At 54.0% G+C, this 23,421-nt stretch carries 25 protein-coding genes; 12 read left to right on the plus strand and 13 right to left on the minus strand.

Annotation, left to right across the window (positions count from 1 at the left end; genetic code table 11):
• A complete protein-coding gene (doeB2, locus tag SOJ49_RS18150) occupies window positions 1-1,182 on the minus strand; it encodes a N(2)-acetyl-L-2,4-diaminobutanoate deacetylase DoeB2 (RefSeq protein WP_369855894.1) in 1,182 nt (393 codons plus the stop codon).
• Between the two features lie 1,047 nt (window positions 1,183-2,229).
• Between doeB2 and SOJ49_RS18155 the strand changes: the two genes are divergently transcribed.
• Window positions 2,230-2,403, plus strand: a complete 174-nt coding sequence (locus SOJ49_RS18155) for an RSP_7527 family protein (RefSeq protein WP_369855895.1) — start codon at window positions 2,230-2,232, stop codon at window positions 2,401-2,403.
• Window positions 2,404-2,654: 251 nt separating this feature from the next.
• Here the strand turns inward: SOJ49_RS18155 and SOJ49_RS18160 are convergent, their stop codons facing one another.
• The 3 genes from SOJ49_RS18160 to SOJ49_RS18170 form a co-directional block, all read right to left on the minus strand.
• Window positions 2,655-3,032: a DUF3127 domain-containing protein gene (locus tag SOJ49_RS18160; protein ID WP_369855896.1), complete on the minus strand. Its 378-nt coding sequence runs from the start codon at window positions 3,030-3,032 to the stop codon at window positions 2,655-2,657.
• Between the two features lie 83 nt (window positions 3,033-3,115).
• Window positions 3,116-3,748: a MarC family protein gene (locus tag SOJ49_RS18165; RefSeq protein ID WP_369855897.1), complete on the minus strand. Its 633-nt coding sequence runs from the start codon at window positions 3,746-3,748 to the stop codon at window positions 3,116-3,118.
• Between the two features lie 64 nt (window positions 3,749-3,812).
• Entirely contained in the window at window positions 3,813-5,063 is a 1,251-nt protein-coding gene (locus tag SOJ49_RS18170) for an ABC transporter substrate-binding protein (RefSeq protein WP_369855898.1), read from the minus strand.
• A 441-nt stretch (window positions 5,064-5,504) separates the two neighbouring features.
• Between SOJ49_RS18170 and SOJ49_RS18175 the strand changes: the two genes are divergently transcribed.
• Both SOJ49_RS18175 and pgi read left to right on the plus strand, forming a co-directional pair.
• Window positions 5,505-6,161 carry a bifunctional 4-hydroxy-2-oxoglutarate aldolase/2-dehydro-3-deoxy-phosphogluconate aldolase gene (locus tag SOJ49_RS18175; RefSeq protein WP_369855899.1) on the plus strand — a complete coding sequence of 219 codons (657 nt, stop codon included), beginning with the start codon at window positions 5,505-5,507 and terminating at the stop codon, window positions 6,159-6,161.
• Window positions 6,162-6,315: 154 nt separating this feature from the next.
• Entirely contained in the window at window positions 6,316-7,974 is a 1,659-nt protein-coding gene (pgi, locus tag SOJ49_RS18180) for a glucose-6-phosphate isomerase (RefSeq protein WP_369855900.1), read from the plus strand.
• A gap of 117 nt (window positions 7,975-8,091) precedes the next feature.
• Here pgi and SOJ49_RS18185 read toward each other — a convergent pair whose 3' ends face one another.
• The 5 genes from SOJ49_RS18185 to SOJ49_RS18205 all read right to left on the minus strand — a co-directional run bounded on the left by SOJ49_RS18185 (window position 8,092) and on the right by SOJ49_RS18205 (window position 11,518).
• Window positions 8,092-8,919 carry an outer membrane beta-barrel protein gene (locus SOJ49_RS18185; protein WP_369855901.1) on the minus strand — a complete coding sequence of 276 codons (828 nt, stop codon included), beginning with the start codon at window positions 8,917-8,919 and terminating at the stop codon, window positions 8,092-8,094.
• Between the two features lie 162 nt (window positions 8,920-9,081).
• Window positions 9,082-9,891 carry a bifunctional DNA-formamidopyrimidine glycosylase/DNA-(apurinic or apyrimidinic site) lyase gene (gene mutM / locus SOJ49_RS18190; protein WP_369855902.1) on the minus strand — a complete coding sequence of 270 codons (810 nt, stop codon included), beginning with the start codon at window positions 9,889-9,891 and terminating at the stop codon, window positions 9,082-9,084.
• Window positions 9,892-10,012: 121 nt separating this feature from the next.
• The gene (rpmG, locus tag SOJ49_RS18195) at window positions 10,013-10,171 is read right to left on the minus strand and encodes a 50S ribosomal protein L33 (protein ID WP_369855903.1); all 159 of its coding nucleotides are present in this window, start codon (window positions 10,169-10,171) and stop codon (window positions 10,013-10,015) included.
• Window positions 10,172-10,182: 11 nt separating this feature from the next.
• A complete protein-coding gene (rpmB, locus tag SOJ49_RS18200) occupies window positions 10,183-10,419 on the minus strand; it encodes a 50S ribosomal protein L28 (RefSeq protein ID WP_303432752.1) in 237 nt (78 codons plus the stop codon).
• A 169-nt stretch (window positions 10,420-10,588) separates the two neighbouring features.
• Complete coding sequence (locus tag SOJ49_RS18205) at window positions 10,589-11,518, minus strand: LysR family transcriptional regulator (RefSeq protein WP_369855904.1); 930 nt, start codon at window positions 11,516-11,518, stop codon at window positions 10,589-10,591.
• 112 nt (window positions 11,519-11,630) lie between these two features.
• Between SOJ49_RS18205 and SOJ49_RS18210 the strand changes: the two genes are divergently transcribed.
• Both SOJ49_RS18210 and SOJ49_RS18215 read left to right on the plus strand, forming a co-directional pair.
• Window positions 11,631-12,935, plus strand: a complete 1,305-nt coding sequence (locus SOJ49_RS18210) for an SGNH/GDSL hydrolase family protein (RefSeq protein WP_369855905.1) — start codon at window positions 11,631-11,633, stop codon at window positions 12,933-12,935.
• Between the two features lies 1 nt (window position 12,936).
• Complete coding sequence (locus SOJ49_RS18215; protein ID WP_369855906.1) at window positions 12,937-14,043, plus strand: alkene reductase; 1,107 nt, start codon at window positions 12,937-12,939, stop codon at window positions 14,041-14,043.
• A gap of 42 nt (window positions 14,044-14,085) precedes the next feature.
• Here SOJ49_RS18215 and radC read toward each other — a convergent pair whose 3' ends face one another.
• Window positions 14,086-14,760: a DNA repair protein RadC gene (radC, locus tag SOJ49_RS18220; RefSeq protein ID WP_369855907.1), complete on the minus strand. Its 675-nt coding sequence runs from the start codon at window positions 14,758-14,760 to the stop codon at window positions 14,086-14,088.
• Window positions 14,761-14,904: 144 nt separating this feature from the next.
• On the opposite strand from radC, the gene coaBC reads away from it, so the two are divergent.
• The 4 genes from coaBC to slmA all read left to right on the plus strand — a co-directional run bounded on the left by coaBC (window position 14,905) and on the right by slmA (window position 18,270).
• The gene (coaBC, locus tag SOJ49_RS18225; protein WP_369855908.1) at window positions 14,905-16,113 is read left to right on the plus strand and encodes a bifunctional phosphopantothenoylcysteine decarboxylase/phosphopantothenate--cysteine ligase CoaBC; all 1,209 of its coding nucleotides are present in this window, start codon (window positions 14,905-14,907) and stop codon (window positions 16,111-16,113) included.
• A gap of 47 nt (window positions 16,114-16,160) precedes the next feature.
• Window positions 16,161-16,619, plus strand: a complete 459-nt coding sequence (dut, locus tag SOJ49_RS18230; RefSeq protein WP_369855909.1) for a dUTP diphosphatase — start codon at window positions 16,161-16,163, stop codon at window positions 16,617-16,619.
• A 122-nt stretch (window positions 16,620-16,741) separates the two neighbouring features.
• The gene (gene argB, locus SOJ49_RS18235; protein WP_369855910.1) at window positions 16,742-17,644 is read left to right on the plus strand and encodes an acetylglutamate kinase; all 903 of its coding nucleotides are present in this window, start codon (window positions 16,742-16,744) and stop codon (window positions 17,642-17,644) included.
• A gap of 11 nt (window positions 17,645-17,655) precedes the next feature.
• Window positions 17,656-18,270: a nucleoid occlusion factor SlmA gene (gene slmA, locus SOJ49_RS18240; protein WP_369855911.1), complete on the plus strand. Its 615-nt coding sequence runs from the start codon at window positions 17,656-17,658 to the stop codon at window positions 18,268-18,270.
• Between the two features lie 78 nt (window positions 18,271-18,348).
• Here the strand turns inward: slmA and SOJ49_RS18245 are convergent, their stop codons facing one another.
• Entirely contained in the window at window positions 18,349-19,059 is a 711-nt protein-coding gene (locus SOJ49_RS18245) for a hypothetical protein (RefSeq protein WP_369855912.1), read from the minus strand.
• Window positions 19,059-19,706 carry an orotate phosphoribosyltransferase gene (pyrE, locus tag SOJ49_RS18250; protein WP_369855913.1) on the minus strand — a complete coding sequence of 216 codons (648 nt, stop codon included), beginning with the start codon at window positions 19,704-19,706 and terminating at the stop codon, window positions 19,059-19,061. The genes SOJ49_RS18245 and pyrE overlap by 1 nt, the downstream gene beginning before the upstream one ends.
• 235 nt (window positions 19,707-19,941) lie before the next feature.
• Between pyrE and SOJ49_RS18255 the strand changes: the two genes are divergently transcribed.
• Window positions 19,942-20,715: an exodeoxyribonuclease III gene (locus tag SOJ49_RS18255; protein WP_369855914.1), complete on the plus strand. Its 774-nt coding sequence runs from the start codon at window positions 19,942-19,944 to the stop codon at window positions 20,713-20,715.
• 93 nt (window positions 20,716-20,808) lie between these two features.
• Here SOJ49_RS18255 and rph read toward each other — a convergent pair whose 3' ends face one another.
• Window positions 20,809-21,525, minus strand: a complete 717-nt coding sequence (rph, locus tag SOJ49_RS18260; RefSeq protein ID WP_369855915.1) for a ribonuclease PH — start codon at window positions 21,523-21,525, stop codon at window positions 20,809-20,811.
• A gap of 111 nt (window positions 21,526-21,636) precedes the next feature.
• Between rph and SOJ49_RS18265 the strand changes: the two genes are divergently transcribed.
• Both SOJ49_RS18265 and SOJ49_RS18270 read left to right on the plus strand, forming a co-directional pair.
• The gene (locus SOJ49_RS18265) at window positions 21,637-22,512 is read left to right on the plus strand and encodes a YicC/YloC family endoribonuclease (protein ID WP_369855916.1); all 876 of its coding nucleotides are present in this window, start codon (window positions 21,637-21,639) and stop codon (window positions 22,510-22,512) included.
• A gap of 614 nt (window positions 22,513-23,126) precedes the next feature.
• Window positions 23,127-23,264 (plus strand): transposase, encoded by a 138-nt coding sequence (locus SOJ49_RS18270; protein WP_369855917.1) that lies wholly within the window; start codon window positions 23,127-23,129, stop codon window positions 23,262-23,264.
• The last annotated feature ends 157 nt before the right edge of the window (window positions 23,265-23,421 follow it).

A 23,421-nucleotide genomic window follows, 5' to 3' on the forward strand; every position in this document is an offset into this window, starting at 1 on the left:
TCAGGGTTGGGGGGCATGCACCAGCCGGGCATACAAACGGGTCACCTGTTCAATCAGGCGATCGTTAAAATCGTAATGGGGACTGTGACAGGGCCAGGCGGGTGCCGAGCCGTCATCGGAACCGACCAGCGCAAATGCGCCGGGAATCTCATTGAGGTAATAGCTGAAGTCTTCCGACGCCATAATGGGCAAGCGCACGCCATGCTCTAGCGCCTGAGCACCAAACAGTTGTTCCCACCCCTGACGCATCTGACGCGCCTGCTCCGGGTGATTGATGGTGGCTTCGTAACGGGGCTGATGCTCCACTTCCGCGACCACGCCATAACCCGCGGCAGTGTGCTGGCAAATCTCATTAATCAGGGCATTTACCTGCAACCGGGTAGCACTGTCGGGTACCCGGATGCTGCCGGATATGACGGCGTTCTGGGCGATCACCGTCGGAGCGCTGACCGCTTCGATCGAGGTTACACTGACCACGGCGGCCTGCTGCGGTGCCAGACGACGACTGACAATCTGCTGCAACGCCATCACCAGCGCACTGGCCGCCAATACCGGATCCCGACACAACTCCGGTTGACTGGCATGGCCGCCACGACCACTCACCCGAATCTGGAAGGTGCCGTTGCCACACATCACAATGCCATTGGGACAGGCCAGATGACCAAACGGAATCGCGGGCCAGTTGTGCCAACCGAAGATGGCGTCTACCCCTTCCAGCGCACCGTCGTCGATCATGGCCTTGGCACCATGTCCGCCTTCTTCGGCAGGCTGAAACACCAGCGTCACCGGCGCTGGCAACGCTGTTTCGTTGAGCTTCAGCCAGTGCGCCGTCGCCAGCAAGGTAGCGCTGTGGCCATCGTGACCACAGGCATGCATACAGCCATCCTGACGCGACTGCCAGGCAACGCCGGTTTGTTCCTGAATCGGCAACGCGTCCATATCGCCACGCAGGGCAATATGCGGGGAGAGAGTATCACTGGAACGAATACTCGCATGCGCACCGCCAAGCCAGGCGACCGTACCGGTACGAGCACAAGGACGCCAGCGAATACCCAGATGATCCAGTCGTTGACGCACAACCAGGGCCGTGTGCTCTTCCTCCCAACTCAACTCCGGCTGCTGATGCAACTGCCGCCTCAACACCGTGGCTTGGGTGATTACTTCAGACCAGTTATTCGCCATCACACATCCTCCGGTTCATACACAGGCTTCAGCACAGGGCGTTCCGATTAACGTGTTGGCTTGATTCAATTGTCTACTTTGCCATACGCTAAAAATTTTAATCCTTTAAAAACAATGAGTTATAGCGCACAAAAAAGTGACACGGTAGAGTGTGAAAATATTTTTAAAATATATTAAAGCTATATAAATAGTTAATTTAAAACAATCACACTATCAACAAAGTTGACAAAATAAAGAGGGTTTAGCCAGAACGGCGAGTTTTAACAACCATAGAGAATAAATAAATAGCTATAAAGACCAGAAAAAACTATACAAACAAGAGACAAGAAACTAACGATCGATAGAATGGTAATAGCGCACAAAAATAATGCCTTTAGATCTTTTTTGGTGCAAAAAAAACCCGCACTTGGCGGGTAGAAGGTCGGGGGGTGTCAAAACAAGGGCCTTGCCAGGCATTTGCAGATTCCCGAAAGATCCGCCGATGCCGTAAACCGGTGGTTGTTCTTTTAAAAGTAGCAGCCAGGACAGCATGCGCCGGGATTCGAGGAATATTTGTTCAAATAATCACCAATTGGCCAGTCTGTTTTATGGCGTACCGTCTCTGAGCTGCCAGACAGGACTTTCTCACCGACATCGTCCGCTCATGTACCGCGACCACCTGCGGACATTACCGCGCTGCCTATACACATATCGCAACGAACAAGTGATGGTTAACAGGAAATAAATCAAGGGCATATGGCAGGTGTCAGGGCCAAGTCATCCTTGATCTTGGGGAAGCGTCTATATATGTCCCCTAAATATTACTCACGTTTTTTAAAGTAAAAAAGATCCAAATCCACACTCATGGATATAGCAAAAATGCTTCAAACCGGCTTTTTATGGGGGCTTATAGAATAAATGGGGAAATGATCCGAGCGATCACAACCTGGAGACGGCATTCAAATGGTTAGTTTATTTCAGCATTCTGATTAGAAAGCTTCGCTTTTTTGCCGGTACAAAGATCACTACTATGATTCTGCAAGCTAACCCAACCAAGGAGTTCATCTTATGAACAACAACGACCTCTCAGTCAACGTCTGCAGCAAAGACGAAATTGATATGCACATTGCCCAAGCCAAACAAATGCGTTCTGATTATATGGCGGCTTTTTTCAGCGACCTGATGACCAGCATCAAACATGCATTCCACATCAAATCTCACAAAATGATTTCCGGCCACTAAGTTCCAGACGTCTTTCAGGCACCACCGACACAATAATAAGTCGTCGGCACCCAGCCTGAGTCTGGCAACGATTTTTGCTTCACACTATTCGAAGACGTAATGGGGGCCACATGGCTACCCAATTGTCTCCGACCTACCCTGAACCACTCTTCTCCCTGCATTCCCTGCATATCCAAACAACCACTTGATTACTGACTGGCAAAAGGTGAAGGCCCCCCGCGACCAGAGAGCGTCCAGCGGCCTGAAGATATTCAGAAGGGTACGTCATCGTCATAGTTCGGCATACTCTGGGCGAACGGATCGCCACCTCCAGACTGCACTGACTCGCCCGCCCGCTCAACACGCCAGGCCTGCAGACTGGTAAAACATTTCTCCGGCTTACCTGGTGCATTCCACAGGCGACCAGAGAAATTGAAACTCACCTGGATTTCATCACCAAGATTGTAGCTGTCCATCAAGGCACATTTGTCTTTGATCAGTTCCAGCGCAACATAATTCGGGTATTCGGCTTTCTCACCCTCCCCCGTCAGCTTGATCACAAATTCACGCTTGGTGAAGCCGTTCTGACCGTAGGCTTTGGTCTCGTCAATGGAATGCACGATTCCCTGCAATTCAAACGCTTTGGACATGATTACCCCCTGAATATTGATGGCAATATCATAACATCGAATCCCGCCGTGGGTTTCCGATCAGTCAATACTGCGTCCTTATCTCAACTGGCTTGTACTGCTGTGGTGATGATAATGGCTGAATTTATGCCTTCAACCAGCATTTGCACACCAATAACGGCCAGAATCAGTCCCATCAGCCGAGTAATGATGCCAAGCCCGTTTTCACCGATGACCGAGAGAATTCTGGCGCTGAAAACAAAACAGTAAAAAGTAATAAAACACAGTACGGTGAACGCAAAAACGGTCAGGACAATTTCCAGCCACCCACCCGCTGCCGAATAATTCATGGCGGTGGCGATGGTGCCTGGCCCGGCAAGCAGTGGCACTGCCATCGGTGAGACCGCAATGTCAGTATCAGAATCTTCTTCGGCCGTGTGTAGCTTTGAATTTGCCCCCTGCAACATGTGATAGCCGATGATAAACACCAGCACACCGCCGGTTATGCGCAGGGCAGGTAAAGTGATGCCAAACAGGTGGAAAATTGATTTTCCCAGCACAGCAAACAACAACACAATCACAAAGGTAATGGTCAGTGCTTTTTTAGCGATTTTACGCTGCTCGCTGGCGCTTTTTTCACCAGCCAGTCCAAAAAAAACCGTGGTATTGGCGATTGGGTTCATGATGGCAAAAAAGGCCATAAAAACCGCCAGGGCATGCTCAAGTAATGGATTCATCGTGCCTTCATTTCAGAATGGAGATTAGCGACAAGGTATGGAATAACAAATGCCAAGCAGGGGGTCAGCGCGCCGCATCAATCGCATGCGCCAGCTTGTCGACCGCCTCTTTGGCGGACAGGTTCTTGCTGTTATAAAAAGCCGTCACGACGTCATAAATGGCGCTCTGTACCTGCGAACTCGTTGCCATACCATGCGCCATACTCGGTACCAGTTGAGCAGTCGCCGCGCTGGCAACAAAAGCATCCATTGAAGCATGCGCGCAGCTGTCGAATACCGCACGATCCATCCCTAACCGCGCCGGAATGGAACCCTTGTTGACATTAAATGCCTGCTGAAACATCGGTTCCATTACCAGCCGCGCCAAATCCGCCTGGGCTTCTCTGGCATCGCTATCGCGTAGCTCGAACATGGCAAAACTGTCGATATTAAAAATAAAGGCACCGCTGGTATCCGGTGCGGCCAGACACACATAATCGACATCGGCATGCTGACCAGCGGCGGTGAATTCGCCTTTCGCCCAGTCACCCATGATTTGCATCGCAGCTTCACCATTACTCACCATGCGGGTGGCAAGGTGCCAGTCCCGGCCAGGTGCATCGGCATCGGTGTATTCGCGGGTTTTCCTGAAGGTTTCAAACACCTTGACCATGGTCGCGCTGGTCAGGGTTTTCTGGTTCAGATCAACAAAAGCGCTGGAGTAGAACTCCGCGCCGCCAACCCCCAGCGCCACGGTTTCAAAGAAAGTGGCGTCCTGCCAAGTCTGGCCACCATAAGCCAGTGGCAGAATACCCTTGGATTTTAATACGTTGGCCACTTCAAAAAACTGATCCCAGGTTGTCGGTATGGCAACTCCGGCCTTGCGGAACACGTCGGGATTAGCCCACAACCAATTCACTCGATGGACATTCACCGGCACCGCAACATACTCACCCTGATATTTCATCATATTGCTGACCACCGGAGGCAGTAGCTCATCCCAGTGGCCAGCGCTGGCAATGCTATCCAGCGATGTCAGTAAGCCCTGTTCGCCCCATTCCTGAATCTGCGGCCCCTTGATCTGAGCAGCAGCCGGTGGATTGCCAGAAAGTGCCCTGAATTTCAGCACGGTCATGGCGGTTTCACCACCGCCACCGGCAACAGCAACCTCTTTCCAGGAGTGGCCGCTGGCTCGCAGCTCCTCTTTCAGAACCTCAATTGCAGCAGCCTCTCCGGTAGAGGTCATGTAATGGAGCACCTCCACATCACTCGCCAGAACAGCGGTGGACAGAAGAATCAAGGTGATAGCGCTAACGAACAGCTTGATCGTCGCCATGTGAGCAGTCCTTTTCTTATTTTGATACACGACAGACGAGGAACCCCTGTCGGCCAGTTCAAGGTATCAAGTTCCATGCAGCAAGACAGTATGATTCAGTACGGAAAACTTGCAAAGCGCTACGAAGAAAATCTGGCGGCTGTGTGGATAACTAAATAACTACACGGCATCAACAAAAGAGGGCACCATGGTGTCTCAAATCTGTGCAGCGCCCTCTCCGGCTCGACACGATAGCAGGCGTTTGCTAGCCAGACAGCTCATTATCCGCCGCCAACCAGACAGGAGCGGATCTTGCATCTGAATAGCATCAACACGCTCGAAGCCTGCGGGTTCTTGGCCACTGGTGATAAGTACCGATTTATCCCCGTTTGCCATGCCCTGTAATACACAAGCCGGATTATCCGGGCAGTCTGATCCATAAGCCGCGCGCAAGGAGTTGTTATGACAGCAAGCAATTATCCAGACACCTTTATCCAGCAAATTGATGATCTGGTCGCTTTGGCACCGGTGATTCCGGTATTAAAAATCGAACATCTGGAAGACGCCGTACCACTGGCCCAGGCACTGGTCGACGGGGGCTTGCCAGTGCTGGAAATCACCCTGCGCAGCGATGCTGCACTGGATGCCATCCGCGCCATCTGCAAGGAAGTCAAAGGCGCTCGCGTCGGCGCTGGCACCGTTACCAATGTCACCAACCTGCAGGCCGCTATCGACGCCGGCAGTGAATTTATCTTTACCCCTGGCGCTACACCAGCGCTGCTGGCTGGCGCTATCGCCGCCAACATTCCAATGGTGCCCGGCATACAGACCGTATCCGAAATGATGACCGCGATGGATTTTGGCTACCGTCGCTTCAAGTTTTTTCCGGCCGCTGCCGCCGGTGGCACCGCCATCCTGAAATCCATTGCCGGCCCCTTCCCTGAAGTGCGTTTCTGCCCTACCGGCGGTATTCGCCCGGCCAATGCCAACGAATACCTGTGCCTCAGCAATGTCATGTGTGTCGGCGGCACCTGGCTAACCCCGGATGATCTGCTCGAAGCCAAAGACTGGGATGGCATTCGCGAGCTGGCCAGGGCGGCCAGATCCCTGCGCGGCTGAACCAGAACAACCAGCGGCTGAGAAACAGATGCACGACGAAACGTCAGCAGGGGCCAACGGGATGTGGGCACAGCAAGCGTTGTCTCACCCGTCCTCTTGCTGTAACAACGAACAATAACAATCCGCTTACCGTAAGACAGATAAGGAATACGTCATGTCCGCCGTTACCCAATTACCCGCCTGGCAAGCTTTGCAGCAACGCATCGAAACGGCACTTGAAACCCCCATACTGTCGCTGTTCGATGACCCGGAGCGGTTTGACAAATATTCGCTTAAGGTTCAGAACATCTTGTTGGATATCTCCAAAAACCCGATTGACGATGACACCTTCCAGCAACTGCTGGAACTGGCACGCCAGTGTGATCTGGAAAAACGTCGCGACGCCATGTTTAACGGTGAGCACATCAATGTGACTGAAGACAGGGCAGTATTACATACCGCCTTGCGTAACCGTGGTCATTCACCGGTTTACGTGGATGGCGAAGATGTCATGCCCATCATTGAACACGAACTCAAACGTATGCGAGTGTTTGTCAATGCCGTACGCAAGGGCCGCTGGCGAGGACATTCCGGCAAGCGGATTACTGATGTGGTCAATATCGGTATTGGTGGCTCTGATCTCGGCCCCCGGATGGTGACTCAGGCGCTCAAGCCCTACGCCGACGACCAGATCAATATCCATTTTGTTTCCAACGTCGACGGCATGGAAATCGCCAACGTCCTGAAAGGGCTGAACCCGGAGCGGGTGTTGTTTGTTGTCGCGTCCAAAACCTTTACCACCTCCGAAACCATGACCAACGCCCAGACTGCCCGCAACTGGCTGATGGCTTCCTCGTTCGACAGCCGTGCCGTCGCCCAGCACTTTGTTGCCGTATCCAGCAATGCGGTAGCGGTAAAAGCCTTCGGTATCAAACTGGAGAATACTTTCCAAATGTCGGACTGGGTCGGTGGCCGCTTCTCGCTGTGGTCTGCCATTGGTCTCCCAATTGCCTTATACCTGGGCTTCAAGCAGTTTGAAGAATTGTTGCAGGGTGCCCACGATATGGATTTGCACTTTCGTAACGAGCCACTGGAGCGTAACGCCCCGATGTGGCTGGCACTGACCACCCTGTGGAACAGCACTTTCCTGGGTCGTCATAGTCAGGCCATCCTACCGTACGATTGGCCGCTAAAAAAATTCTCTGCTTACTTGCAACAGGCCGAAATGGAAAGCAACGGTAAATCCGTTGATCGCAACGGCGACATCGTTCCTTACACCACCGGTTCGATTATCTGGGGACAGCTGGGTATCGACGGCCAGCATGCCTTTTATCAGTACCTGCATCAGGGCAACACCATCGTACCCGCTGACTTTATTGGTTCGGTAGAAAGCAGCACCCCAGTAGCGGGCCACCATGAAAAACTGATGGCCAACTTCTTCGCCCAGACCGAAGCCCTGATGTGTGGCATCAACGCCGACGACGTACGTCGTGACCTGACCGCCAAGGGCATGTCGAGCGCCAATATCGAACGCCTGATCCCGCACAAGATCCACCAGGGGAATCGGCCAACCAACAGTCTGATTCTGGATCACCTGAGTCCACGCACTCTGGGTGCCCTGATTGCGCTGTATGAGCACAAGATTTTTATCCTTGGCACGATCTGGGACATCTGCTCATTCGACCAATGGGGCGTCGAGCTGGGCAAAACCCTGGCGCAAAACATCCTGCCCGAACTGCAAAGCGGCGACGTTCGTGACGATCACGATGACTCCACCCGCAACCTGATGCAGTACTTTGTCGACCAACGCAAAAGTATCGGAAATATGGAATAAACGGGAAGAGGGAATAAACGGAAAGAGGGAAAGTATTTGGGCTGCCGGAAAACGATTCAGGCAGCCATCATTGCAGAGACGCGACGAAAGCAAGATATTAGAGGACGACTATCAGCCTCAGAAATACACCCGCAAACCCAGATCCACGCTATTGATACCTGAATCATAACCATCGCCATCACTGCTCAGGTCATAGCGTGTGTAACCCAACCCGGCACCAAAAGCATCATCCAGGCGGACATCCAGACCCACGCCATACAGCAAGCCAAAACCATCCATACTGGTAGAGCCAGACGCGGTTTCACGCTCGGTCGACCAGCGATGCAAGCCCAGCTTGAACATCAGATCCGTATGTTTGAATATATGGCGACCAAAGCGGGTGGCTACCTGAATGGAAGACGTCGTGTCATTAAAAGCACCCAGCGAGGCTGAGCTTTTTACCTTGGCTTCACCCAGGCTTTGATAACCCAGCAACACATCGAAGCGACTACGATCAACCAGCTCAAAACGGGTACCGAAGAACACCCCCAGTGTCGTTACACCAACCGACTCGGATTCGCTCGTAACACCTGCCGTACCCACCGTTGCTTCAACAAAGTGATCAATGGTCTTGCCAGCACCTTCTTTGACTTCGCTCACAGCGTAATTGGTTTTGCCACAGCCCAGACAGCGAACAAAAGCCGCCTGCAACGGGGTCACCACCATGGCTTCTGCTGCTTCATCCGAATTACCACCCATCAGCGTAAACGGCAGCGTCACAGAATAAAGCACCGCACCCGCCTGCGAGATGATGAAATAGAGCGGGCGCACCAGCAAGGTGTCTGCCACCATGGCACCCACACTTGGTGTCTCTTCAAAATCTTCCGCCTGCGCCATAGCCGACATCGTCAGCACACAGGCTGCAAGTCCGATACGTAAGGAGGTTCTCAGGGCCGTCAGTTGCATCGTGGTTCCTCGTTTAGCTCCACATGAGAATGTCGCGGACTATAGCAGCACTCTGCGATCACGTCACTGACGCAACTTCCGAGCTGTGACATAGAGGTTATTCTCAATATTCTGAGAGCCACAGGCACTCAACAGGCCCGGTCTATACCTCGCAACGAACGTCTACTTTTGACAGGTCGGGCAGTACACCGTCGCTCGCTGGCCTTGCCGAATCTCATACAATACCGCCTCGCAGACCCGACACGGCTTGCCGCCACGCCCATACACCTGCAACTGCTGGGCAAAATAACCGGGATTACCATCGCTGTTGACGAAATCACGTAACGTCGTGCCTCCCTGCTCAATTGCCTGCGCCAGTACCTGACGGATACAAGCCAACAAGCGGGCAAATCTGGGTTTACTGATTTTGCCAGCTGCTGTCGTTGGCCGAATACCGGCCATAAACAGACTCTCATTGGCGTAGATATTACCGACCCCAACCATGGTGTGGTTATCCATGATAAACAGCTTGATTGCCTGCTTCTTGCCACGACTGCGCTGATACAACGACTCGGCCGACAAGCCGGCTAATAACGGCTCTGGCCCCAGCGAGGCAATCTGACTCAGCTGCTCTCCCGGCGGCTGCCACAGCAACGCACCAAAGCGTCTGGGGTCGTGATAGCGCAAAATCCAGCCACTCTCTAACACCCAGTCAATATGGTCATGAATACGAGGATCTTCCTCTTCTTTCACCAATCGTAGAGACCCCGACATGCCCAGATGCCAGACCGCCGTACCGGTAGCAAACTGCACCAGCAAATACTTGCCCCGACGGCTCAGGCCCGTCACCCGTTGGCCCGCCAGCGCAGACACCTCTTCAGCAACCGGCCAGCGTAAGCGCGGCTGACGCACAACGACGCCCTGAATAGTCTGGTTCAGCAGGTACGGTTCAATACCGCGCAGGGTCGTTTCTACTTCAGGAAGCTCTGGCATGGTTTGGATTGTATCGGATGTTGATAACAGGAAGAGCCTGGCGGCGAGCGCCAGATACGAAAAAACCCGGTTATAGCTCAGGAGCTATCCGGGTTTTTCAAGCCTGCACAGGAAGGATCAATTACTTGATCTTGGCTTCCTTGTACATCACATGCTTGCGGATAACGGGATCAAATTTCTTGATTTCCATTTTCTCAGGCATGGTGCGCTTGTTCTTGTCTGTAGTGTAGAAGTGACCGGTACCGGCACTGGACACCAGACGGATTTTGTCGCGTGGCATAATCAGTCTCCTTAGAATTTTTCGCCGCGAGCACGCAGCTCGGCCAGCACCGGATCGATGCCTTTCTTGTCGATAATACGCATACCTTTAGTTGATACACGCAGACGAACAAAACGGCTTTCGCTTTCTACCCAAAAACGGTGGTATTGCAAGTTGGGTAAAAAACGGCGCTTGGTTTTGGTATTTGAGTGGGAAACGTTATTCCCGGAAACAGGACCTTTTCCTGTTACCTGACAAACCTTAGACATGGATCTAGCCCCGATTCTTAACTGTATCGATCAATCTGAATTTCGTTAGCAACCGTGGGCATGGAGCGCTTTTTCAAGCGACACCAGAGAGGCCCTGGCTGAAAAGAGTTGCGCTTTATACCAAAACGACAAGCGCCACGCAAGCTGAAGTTTGTTTTTTGTACGAAATTCACTCGAAACCAGAGGGGGTTTCCGGCAGCCGAACGTGCTCCGCCAGAAAGTCCAGAAACACCCGGATCCGCTGTGGCATCAACGCTCCCTGACCCACGTATACCGCGTAAAAAGTCTCTTGGTCACCAGGGTTCCATGGCTCCAATACGGGTAACAAACGGCCGGTGCGAATATCATTTTCAACCTGAAAGCGGGAGAGTCGTGCAAGCCCCGCCCCCGCCAGCACCAACTGCCGTAATGCCTCGCCATTACTGACCCGAAGATGATTCCCAGGATAAATCACCGTTTCTTCCGACGTGCCATCCTGTAGCCGCCAGCCAGAATCGGCACGCCGATAATTCACATCCAGCAATAGGTGACCCGCCAGCTCGCCCGGAGTCTGCACCAGCCCCCGCTCCTCAAAATACCGGGGAGCACCGACAATAACTTTTGCAGTACTCCCCAGGTGACGAGCAATCAAGCCCGAGTCTCGCATTGGTCCAGCTCTGACCGCAACATCGGTTCGGTGCTCATACAAATCCATCACTTCATCTGCGAGCACGATGTCCAATTGCACCTGCGGATAACGTGTGTAAAAAGCAGGCACCATAGGAAGTAAAAGATGCTGCCCATAAGGGACATTGACATTCACTCTCAGGCGTCCCTTTGGCACACTGCTGGCCGCAGCACTGCACTCAGCATCATCCAGATCGGCCAGGATACGAACACCCCGTTCATAAAAGACGCAGCCTTCTGTGGTCAAACGCAATTGGCGACTGGAACGAACCAGTAGGCGTGTCCCCAAACGCACTTCCAGACGAGCAACCAACTTGCTGACCGCAGACGGCGTCATATCCAGAGCTCTGGCGGCGGCTGAAAAATTACCCGCATCAACCACCCGAACAAACACTTCGAGTTCAGCGGATCGATTGATTTCCTGACGAGCCATAAAGCCACACTCTATGAATCTATTTCATATATGGTAGGCATTCTGAATATCTGTTTCCAAGTACTTTTTTGACGGATTCTGTCGCTCAATCCATGACAGAGGAAATCAGACAATGAAACGCCACCTTTCGCTTTGGGCCACGACTCTGCTAACAGCCTTGGTCAACATACCCGTGAGCACTGCCGCCCAGACGGACCACTGGATAACCAGCTGGACAGCCAGCCCACAACCCGTTTGGGATGAATCTTTTATTTTTCCGACCAACCTGCCAGCCACATTGAAGGATCAATCCATTATTCAGAATGCACGCATCAGCCTGGGAGGAAACCGCTTTCGGCTGGTGTTGGGCAACGAATACGGCAACACGCCAATGGTTATTGGTCATGCCAGTGTGAGACTGGAGCAGGGTAGCAAAAACACAACTGTCCAGCCGACCGCAGTGACCTTTCATGGCCAGACAGTTGCCCGGATCATGCCGGGGGCGCGACTTATCAGCGATCCGATTGCATTGCCGATTCCCGATCTCTCCCAAGTGACCGTCGCGCTTTATCTTCCCGAGCCAACGCCAGTCCAAACGTTCCACTGGGATGCCAGACAAACCAGCTGGCTTGTTGCCGGTGATCAAACAGCGTCGGTGACAGCACCGTCACAACTCGGAGACGCATTGAGCAGTACAGCCCGAGCCATCCTCAGTGGCATTGAGGTCAATACCAACCAACAGGCCAGTACCGTTGCGGTTCTGGGCGACTCTATAACCGATGGGGCGACGGCCTCTCTGGACACCAACAGCCGCTGGACTGACTTTCTGGCACAACGTCTTATCCGGGAAAATCAGGCCGTGATCAATGCCGGCATTTCCGGAGCCAGATTACTGGTTGATGGCATGGGTGAAAACGCACTGGCCAGGCTGGAGCAGGACGTACTGTCACAACCCGGTGTCAAAACACTGATCGTCCTGATGGGCATCAATGACATTGCCTGGCCAGGCACTGCCTTTGCCCCGGACAGCCAGATGCCGTCACTTGATCAATTGACCGAGGGGTATCGTCAACTCGTTCGTTTGGCAAAACGTCAGGGCATCCGTGTATTGGTCGCCACACTCCCGCCATTCAAGGGTGCTCTTCCCGATACGCCGCTGGACAATTATTACCAGCCTGAAAAAGACCAGCTCCGTTTAACACTTAACCACTGGTTTAGAACGTCTGACATTTTCGCTGGTGTTATCGATATGGCAGCGATCCTTGAAGATCCACACAACACTGGTCACCTGAATCCAGTTTATGATTCAGGGGATCATTTACACCCGGGAGATCGCGGCAACCAGGCAATGGCAGAGAGTATCAGTCTTTCATTGCTGAAACCTTCGGCCTCACCACACAGTTCAGCCACGCTCACGCAAACCGGCGCAGGAGAGTGACATGTTGTTTTCTCCTTATCAGCTGGGACACCTGCTCCTGCCCAATCGCATCATCATGCCCCCCATGACCCGAGCCAGAGCGACCAGCGGCGGGCTTGCAACCCGGCTAATGGCAGACTATTACGCCCAGAGAGCATCGGCTGGCCTGATTATTTCGGAAGGCACCCAAATTAGCCAGCAAGGCCAGGGCTACGCCTGGACTCCGGGGATATACACACCTGCCCAAGTGGCAGCATGGCAACACGTTACCCATGCTATTCATCAGCAAGGTGGCAGAATCTATGCCCAACTGTGGCACGTTGGCAGGCTCTCACATACGTCATTGCAAGCTGATGGGCAGTCGCCGGTTTCATCATCAGCACTACAAGCCAAAGGGGTGCAGGTGTTTATTGACCCGGAAAAACGAGGTCCGGCACTCGGCTCAGGCGAAATGGTCCAGCACTCCATGCCCAGGGCGCTGGAGCCGGGTGAAATCGGGGACATTATCAACGACTTCCGTCAGGCCGCCGAAAATGCGCTCAGAGCAGGCTTCGATGGTATCGAGCTGCACGCGGCCAATGGCTATCTGATCAATCAGTTTCTGGACTCCCGGGCGAACACCCGCGAGGATAAATACGGCGGATCACTGGAAAACCGGTTAAGGTTTTTGTCCGAAGTGGTAACGGCCACCACGCAGGTATATCCACCAGCCCAGGTAGGCGTAAGACTGTCTCCCCTGACCACACAACAGGGCACCATTGACGATACGCCAGAAGCTACTTACCTTGCTGCCGCTTCCCGTTTGCAGGAACTGAACGTGGGTTACCTGCATATTGCCGAGGCCGACTGGAGTGATGCGCCCATCATGCCGATACCGTTCAAACAGGCCATACGGCTTATTTTTCATGGCACCCTGATCTATTCCGGGAACTACAATCTGGATAAAGCCAATCAGGCAATCTCGACCGGCTGGGCCGACCTGATCGGATTTGGCCGACCATTTATTGCCAACCCGGATCTGCCTGAACGATTACGCTCTGGCTACCCTCTGTCATCGTTAAACCACGCCCATTTGTTTGGAGGAGACTCGGCAGGCTATACCGACTACCTGCCATACACAGCCAACTAACCAGAAGCTAACCAGAAAACGTTCCGGGTCTGGCGGCAAGTGTTACACCCAGCCCCGCTCGGCAAAGGACACTTCTTCGCCATCACCAACAACAATATGATCAAGCACCCGGATATCCATCAACCCCAGTGCTTGTTGCAGCTTATCGGTAATATGCCGATCCGCCCGGCTTGGCTCCGCCACTCCGGAGGGGTGATTATGGGCAAAGATCACAGCGGCTGCGCCGCAGGCCAGCGCCTGCTTAGCCACCTCACGCGGATAAACCGCCGCACCGTCAATCGTGCCCTGAAACAGCTCCTTGTACTTGATAACCCGGTTCTGGTTATCCAGAAACAGGCAGACGAACACTTCGTGGTCGCGATCCCGAATCTGCGATGCCAGATAACGCCGGGTCAGTTCCGGGCTGGTCAGGGCATCACCTTTTTGCAACTGCTCGGCCAAATGACGCCGGGCCATTTCCAGCACCGCCTGTAACTGGGCAAACTTGGCTGACCCTAACCCCAACGGCTGACAAAAACGCGTTTCACTGGCCATCAGCAACGGTCGCAGACCGCCGAAGTCTGCCAATAGCTCGCGTGCCAGATCCACCGCACTCTTGCCCTTGACGCCGGTGCGCAGGAAGATCGCCAGCAACTCCGCGTCAGACAATGCCTCGGCTCCTTGGGCCAATAATTTTTCTCGGGGACGTTCCTGGGCTGGCCAATCGGTGATTGCCATAAGCTGCCTCCTTGCAGTGATGTGGGCATCCGTTATATCTGCGCTGTACGTGTGTGCCGACAGTGCCTGCGCCATGAAAGACGCCTTCAATCCGCCGCTGCGTTATACTGACGCCATTTTACCCCGGTACTGACGAGTCCTGCCATGCTGCAACTAGCCAATAAACGTATTTTACTCGGTATAAGTGGCGGCATTGCTGCTTACAAATCGGCCGAATTGGTGCGTACCCTGACCAAGGCCGGTGCCGACGTTCGCGTGATCATGACGTCAGGCGCACTGGAATTTATCACGCCGTTAACACTACAAGCCTTGTCGGGAAATCCGGTACATCATGCCCTGCTGGATGAAACCGCAGAAGCCGGCATGGGCCATATCGAGCTGGCTCGCTGGGCCGACACCATACTGATTGCGCCAGCCACTGCCGACGTCATCGCCCGCCTTGCCGCTGGCATGGGCAACGATCTGTTAACCACGGTTTGTCTCGCCAGCGCCGCGCCGCTCTGCCTGGCACCCGCCATGAATCAGCAAATGTGGGCCGCACCGACCACCCAGAACAACCTCGCAACCCTGGCACAACTGCTCGGAGAAAAGCTGGCCCTGTTTGGCCCCGACTCCGGCGCCCAGGCCTGTGGCGATATTGGCCCCGGCCGCATGTTGGAACCGGAAGCCATTGCCCGCCTGCTGGCCAATCGTTTCACAACCGGTGCATTGGCCGGTAAGCGCGTGGTGATTACCGCAGGCCCAACCCGCGAAGCCCTCGACCCGGTGCGTTACATCAGCAATCACAGCTCCGGCAAAATGGGTTATGCCTTGGCTCGGGCAGCACAGGAAGCCGGTGCTGAGGTAACGCTGATTTCCGGCCCCGTCCACCTGCCAGCACCGGACAGGGTTACGCTGGTATCGGTGGTTTCTGCCACCGATATGCTGGCCGCCGCATTAGCAACACTGGAGCACTGCGACCTGTTTATCGCCAGTGCCGCTGTCGCCGACTACCGCCCGGCAACGATTGCCGAACAGAAGATCAAAAAGGCGGGAGATGAAATCCAGCTCACGCTGGTCAAGAACCCCGACATCGTCGCCACCATTGCCCAACATAAAAATCGACCGTTTACCGTTGGCTTTGCTGCCGAAACCAACGATGTCGATGCCTACGCCCGCGCCAAACTCGAACGCAAAAACCTCGATATGATTATCGCCAACGACGTCTCGCGCCAGGATATCGGCTTTGGTGCCGACGATAATGCCGTCACGCTCTACAGCAAACACGGCTCGACCGAATTTACGGTCATGAACAAAGCCTTGCTGGCACGGCAACTACTCGCCGCCATTGCTATCCAGCTCGCGGCGCTATAAACCGCCTCGGTGCATCCACCGCTCATAAAAAACAGGAACCCGTTACCGTGAATACACTGCAATTCAAGATTCTCGACCAACGCCTGGGAGATACCATCCCGCTGCCAGAATACGCCACTCCCGGCTCGGCAGGGCTGGATCTGCGAGCCTGTATTGAAGAAGACAGCCTCACCATTGAGCCGGGCCAGACCGTACTGATCCCTACCGGTATGGCGATTTATATTGAAGATCCTGGCCTCGCCGCCATGCTGTTGCCCCGCTCTGGCCTCGGCCACAAACACGGCATCGTGCTGGGCAACCTGGTCGGCCTGATCGACTCCGACTACCAGGGGCCGCTCATGGTATCGTGCTGGAATCGAAGCGCTGAAGCCTTCACGCTGAATGTTGGCGAACGCCTGGCGCAACTGGTGCTGGTGCCGGTAGTGCAGGCCCAGTTCCGTCAGGTTGCAGAATTTACCGAAACCGAACGTGGCACCGGTGGTTTTGGCCACTCTGGCCGTCACTGATCGGCCCGTAGCGAGCCGTCGCCGCGTCAGGCTATACTGCCGCGCTTGCCACCAATAACTTGAACCATACCGCAAGGCCAATCGAGCGAACGGCCTTGCCCTGTACCCGATGGAGCACCACCATGCCGCTGAACCGCGATGACGCCATCAATACCGTCAACGTTCTGAGCCAGGCCCTGCCCTACCTGCAACGCTTTGTAGGCAAAACCATTGTCGTCAAATATGGCGGTAATGCCATGATCGACGACGAGCTGAAAAACAGCTTTGCTCGCGACATGGTGATGCTGAAGCTGATTGGCATCAATCCCATTGTGGTTCACGGCGGCGGGCCGCAAATCGGTGAGTTGCTGAACAAACTCAACATCGAAAGCCACTTCGTTAACGGCATGCGGGTCACCACCAGCGAAACCATGGACGTGGTCGAAATGGTACTGGGTGGTCTGGTTAACAAGGACATCGTCAATCTGATCAACCAGAACGGCGGTAACGCCATTGGCCTGACCGGCAAAGACGGCCAGCTGCTGCACGCGCGCAAGTTGCACGTCACCAAGGCAACACCCGATCTGGAAAAACCGGAAATCATCGACATTGGCCACGTCGGCGAAGTTGCCAGCATCAACACCAAGGTGCTGGATATGCTTAACGATAGCGACTTTATCCCCGTCATTGCCCCCATCGGCGTAGACTCCGAAGGCCACTCCTACAATATCAACGCCGACCTGGTCGCCGGCAAGGTCGCCGAGGTGCTGAAAGCCGAAAAGCTGATCCTGCTGACCAATATCGCCGGACTGATGGACAAACAGGGCAACATTCTCACCGGCCTGACCACCCAGCAAGTAGACGACCTGATTGCGGATGGCACCATCTACGGTGGCATGTTACCCAAAATTCAGTGTGCCCTCGATGCCGTGCACGCTGGCGTCACCAGCGCCCACATTATCGACGGTCGAGTTGCACACTCCACCCTGCTGGAACTGTTCACCGATGAAGGTGTGGGCACCCTGATTACCAACCGCAAAGGCTGACAGGAGAACCCATGGCACAGGCGGAAGACAAGCTGTCCCGCAGAGACCAGATACTTCAGGCTCTGGTACATATGCTGGAAACCCAGCCCGGTGCCCGAATTACCACGGCCAACCTGGCAAAGGAAGTCGGCGTATCAGAAGCGGCGCTGTACCGCCACTTCCCCAGCAAGGCAAAGATGTTTGAAGGGCTGATCAGCTTTATCGAAGAAACCATCTTCAGCCGCATCAACCTGATCCTGCAGGATATCGACAGCGCCGAAGCGCGTTGCCAGCATACATTGATGCTGGTACTCACCTTCGCCGAACGTAACCCTGGCATGTGTCGCCTGTTATCTGGAGATGCACTGTCGGGTGAAACGGAACGCCTGCGCCAGCGCATCCAGCAATTTTTTGAACGGCTGGAAACCCAGTTCAGACAGATTATTCGGGAAGCCGAATTACGCGAAGACAAACTGCCGCAACATACCGCCAGTGCATTGGCCAATTTGTTGACTGCTGTGGTAGAAGGCAAAATACGCCAGTTTGTGCGTACCGAGTTTGCACTGAAGCCAACCGCCTACTGGGATGAACAATGGCTCGTGCTGCAAAGCCAGCTGTTAAGAACAAAACAAATCCCGACCAACTAACGGACAGGCCCGATTCAGACTGCGCCACAAGCTGTCGTTGGATGTCGCGACAGGCTGTGGTGCAAGATTCCGGTTGGTTTATCGACTGACAGGAGGCTTGGCTTTGGAGAAACGGTCAACCCGCTCAAAATCCACCTCGTCATACAAGGTACCGGGGGGATATACCTGTAATATTCGCACCCGTTCATATTGTTCTGCGTACTCTCGGGTAATACGCCCCAACTCGGTGCGTCGATCGCGGATATCCCGCTTGCTATCAGCGAGCACTCCCGACACTTCATTCAGCTCCTGCTGAATATCCCCAGGGACTTCCACACCTCGGCTGGTAAAACCCTCTGCCTGACGCTGCGCCTGCGCCAGCTTTTGCTCCAGCGCCTCCTGGCGACGTTCCTGCAGAGAAATGTAAGTACCCACTTCCTCTGCCTTGCGCAACCGTGCCCGTTCAACATCGGATGGCTGCTCATACAAACGCAGAAGATTAATATCCGCTTCTTTTTGCTGTGCCATTTTTTCCTGGCGCTGCTGCTCTGCGGCCTCTTTGGTGCGCCGCACCACCAGCTCTTCCGCCGTGGGGGCTGGTGGCACAACATCAATGACCATGCCGTTGCTGCCCAGCACCTCATACCCCTGGCCGAGCAGCTCTGCCGGAATACGATCCCGCAGCACCGTGCGACCATCGACCTGAAAACGGTACAGCTTTGCAGCCATGGCTTCGGTCGCCAGTAACGACCCCAGCAGAAAGATCAATAACCGACCGCTGGCCAGCCTACCACTCCAGCACATTCGCATCAGCACACCCCGTACTGCGCCCGATAGGCCTCAATGGCTGACGCATGGTTTTTTAAAGCATCCTGAGTCGCGACATAATCCAGCACCTGGTTCAGATTCACGATACTGGCCACCCGGATACCAAAATCACGTTCTACCTCCTGAATCGCCGACAGCGAACCCTGGCCTTTCTCCTGACGATCCAGCGCAATCAGCGCCGCAACCGCTGTCGCCCCGGCCGTATCGGCAATCAGCCCCATGACTTCCCGGATTGCCGTCCCTGCCGTGATAACATCGTCTACAATCACAACACGGCCCGCCAATGGAGCACCCACCAGATTGCCCCCTTCACCGTGGGTCTTGGCTTCCTTGCGGTTAAAAACGTAGGGAACATCTTTTTGATAGTCATTGGCCAGCGCCACCGTCATGGTCGCAGCCAGGGGGATGCCTTTATAGGCCGGGCCAAAAACAACATCGTACTGCAGACCGGAATCTTCCAGCGCAGCGGCGTAAAAACGGCCCAGTCTGGCCAGCGCCAGACCACTGTTAAACAATCCGGCATTAAAAAAATAAGGGCTGATTCGACCGGACTTTAGCGTAAACTCACCAAACTTCAGGACACCCTGCCGAATAGCAAATTCGATAAATTCTTGTTGATAGGCTTTCATATCGTATCCTGAAAAGGGAGCCAATAATAAACAGAACGGATAACACAAAGGCAGGAACTGGTCAGTAGCAGACCGGGAAGCAGACACGCCAGCGGCGGGTCGCTGACTCAAAACCACCTTCCCGGGTGCCAGACAAGCACGATAAGTGAGACAACTCACAACCAAATATGGCCTCAGTTTACCCGCACTTAGATTGATGGGTTATGATACACGCTTCACTAGTTGGGAACCACGTATGCGAGTTATCACTTTACAGGTAGACGGACTGCAACAGGCGGTAGATAAAGGCCTGTATACATGGCTGACAATGGCAGACGCCGATGTCGTTGCCATTCAGAATCTGCGCGCCAAGGAATATCAGCTGTCTGACGATGTCGTCTACCCGCGAGATTTTAACGCATACTTTTTCGACGCAGAAGCCGACGACTACTCCGGTGTTGCCATCCTCACCCGGGAGGTTCCCAAGGCCATCATGACCGGCCTGGCGTTTTCCCAGTGCGATATGCAAGGCCGCTACATTCAGGCCGACTTCCCTCATGTCAGTGTTGGCTCAATCCTGTTCCCTGCCGTTGACGCCTTTAACAACCTGGACGACAAGTTGGCCTTCCAGAAATCGTTTCTGGAACACCTGCAAAAAAATCGCCGCAAGCGCCGTGAATTTATTATCTGCGGCAATTTTGAAGCCGCCCACAAAACGGTTGACCTGGCCGACTGGCAAGCCAACCAGAACTCACCAGGCTTTTTGCCGGAAGAACGCGCCTGGTTTGATCAGATCTTTGGCCCGGCAGGCTATGTCGATGCCTTCCGCGAAGCCAACTTTGGCGAAAACCAGTTCACCTGGTGGCCAGATGCCGAAAGCGCACGCCGCAACCAGAATGGCTGGCGCAAGGACTATCAGATTTGCAGCCCCGGCATTCGCCAATACGTTGTTGATGCCAAAATAGAAAACAGCCTGCAATTTGGTGATCACTCCGCCGTCATGATTGAGTACGAATTCGACGACGAGTAAGTCCTGAGGCGACAGCCACACAAACACCAGCCATAAAAAAGCCCGCCAGGCCAAACGCCGGCGGGCTTGGGTACTCAACCGAGAAACGACGAATCAGCTGTTCAATGCGTCGATTTGCTTCTGAGACAACTCATTAATGCCTTTCTCCGCCAGCGCCAGCATGGCATTCAGCTCGTCACGGGTGAAGGTATTACCCTCGGCGGTGCCCTGCACTTCGACAAAACCGCCATTGGCCGTCATGATCACATTCATATCGGTTTCGGCGTCGGAGTCTTCCAGGTAATCCAGATCCAGCACCGGCTCACCCTTGTAAATACCAACAGAGACTGCGGCAATCATCTGCTTCAACGGCTCTCCCTTCACCTTGCCGTTTTTCTTCAACCAGCTCATCGCATCCACCAGCGCGACACAAGCGCCGGTAATCGCCGCCGTGCGAGTACCGCCATCGGCCTGAATCACATCGCAATCAATGGCAATGGTGTTTTCACCCAACGCTTTCAGATCCACCGCTGCGCGCAGGCTGCGGCCAATCAGACGGGAAATTTCCACCGTCCGACCCTGCTGTTTGCCTTTGGCGGCTTCACGAATCATGCGCGAGCCGGTTGAGCGTGGCAGCATACCGTATTCTGCCGTGACCCAACCCTGGCCCTTGCCACGCAGAAAAGGTGGCACACTGGTCTCCACACTGGCGGTACAAATTACCTTGGTGTCACCAAATTCTACCAACACAGAACCTTCCGCGTGTTTAGTGTAGTGACGGGTAATGCGAACTTCGCGGAGTTGATCAAGGGCGCGACCACTGGGTCTCATACAATTTCCTTTTCTGTGCTTCAAACATATTGGGGCGGCATTATAACGACATGGCAGGGGTGTCTGGCCACCGCTACAATGCCCAACACGATAAACGAACGGAGAAACACCATGGTTTACAGCATGACAGCCTTTGCCCGTCAGCAGGCCGACACACCCGCCGGCCAGGTTATCTGGGAGCTGCGGTCGGTAAACCATCGCTATCTGGAACCGCATTTCCGCTTGCCCGACAGCTTCCGCGAACTGGAACCGGCACTGCGTGAACTGATGAAAAAACATCTCAATCGCGGCAAGGTGGAATGTGCATTGCGGCTACAATCCGGCCAGCAAGTTCAGGCATTGAATCTGAATCAGCCGCTGCTGAAGCAACTCAACCAAGCCATAACCGCCGCCACAGCCAGTGTCCCGACAGCCGCCGCTGCCAATGTGCTCGATATTCTGCAATGGCCCGGAGTGATGGAAAACGAAACTGTCGACGCCAAGGTCGTTCAGCAGGCCACCTTGCAAGCCTTTGAAGACTGCCTGAAAACCGTCAGCCACCGTCGCGCTCGTGAAGGTCAGAGTCTGGCGGACTTAATTCTCCAACGCCTGGATAATATGGGCAGCCTGGTGGCCAAGGTGGAAGCTCACCTGCCAGAAGCGCTGGCCGCCCAACGACAACAATTACAACATCGCCTTGCCGATATGCTGGGGGAACGGGAAAACGCTGCCAATCCGGAGCGGCTGGAACAGGAAATGGTGATACTGGCACAAAAAGCCGATGTCGCCGAAGAACTCGACCGCTTGCGTACTCATATCCAGGAAGTCAAAGCCATTATAAAACGCCCGGAACCGATTGGCCGTCGGCTCGACTTTATGATGCAAGAGCTGAATCGTGAGGCAAATACCCTGTCCTCAAAATCGCTGACCACAGTCACCACACAAGCGGCTGTCGAAATGAAAGTACAAATCGAGCAAATGCGCGAGCAGATCCAAAACATCGAATAGGTTCTTGGGTAGAAAGTTACCCGTCCAAGAATGTCTTAAATGCCCTGTATTTCCTGGTGAAGAGCCTTGTAAATACAGGGCTTTTTTATTTTCCTCGTCCAAATCGGTTTGCAGATGTCCGTTACCAACTACCTGTTTAGTGGTGGGCAGCCCCCTCATTTTGGCTCAATAAGCGTTTTGCGGTGAGCAAATTGGTGGGCAGTAAGTTACCCAATTTTCGCATTTAACTCGCCACCACAACAGGTTAGCTGCTGATTCAATAAGCAAATCGGTGGTGGGCAGCCATTTTTGCACCCGCCATTATTTCAGCAACTATGAAGTAAACATGGTAAAACTCACAGCAAAACAGGTTATTCATACAGCATGTCAATGGCCATCTATTTAATCCTGCACGGCTCTGCGCGAGTGTTGCCGTTGTTCAGGGCAAGGCGGCGAATGCAGCGAAATGACGCGTCCTTTTCATATTCGTCAACACTGCACTGGACGGCGGCAACCCGCGCCCTGCGGAGGCTGCCGGATTAAATAGATGATGAGATGGACGCTCCCCATAGGATCCAGCGTCAAATGCGCTCCCTGGAATCGGGGCTCATATCGCGACGGCCATCAAGAGTACGGTGGGCAATGCGGAGGTCTTTCATAACAGCCGGGATTTTGCGGCGTGGACGGGGTTAACGCCGAGACAAAAGGCCAGTGGTCATAAATCGGTGATGTCAGGGATTACCAAGCGTGGGGATGCCTACTTGAGAAAATGACTGGTGCAGGCTGCACGTCACACACTGCGCTGGGCCAAGCGAAACGAAGACCATGCACTTCTGGCTCACCGGAAAGTGGTGTACGAGCACGCTAAGCAACAAAATCCCAGACGCTGGTCTGGCGATACCCGAAACTGCAACGTTGCAGGAGCGGTAT

Source organism: Candidatus Thalassolituus haligoni (assembly GCF_041222825.1).
Taxonomy (GTDB): domain Bacteria; phylum Pseudomonadota; class Gammaproteobacteria; order Pseudomonadales; family Oceanobacteraceae; genus Oceanobacter; species Oceanobacter antarcticus.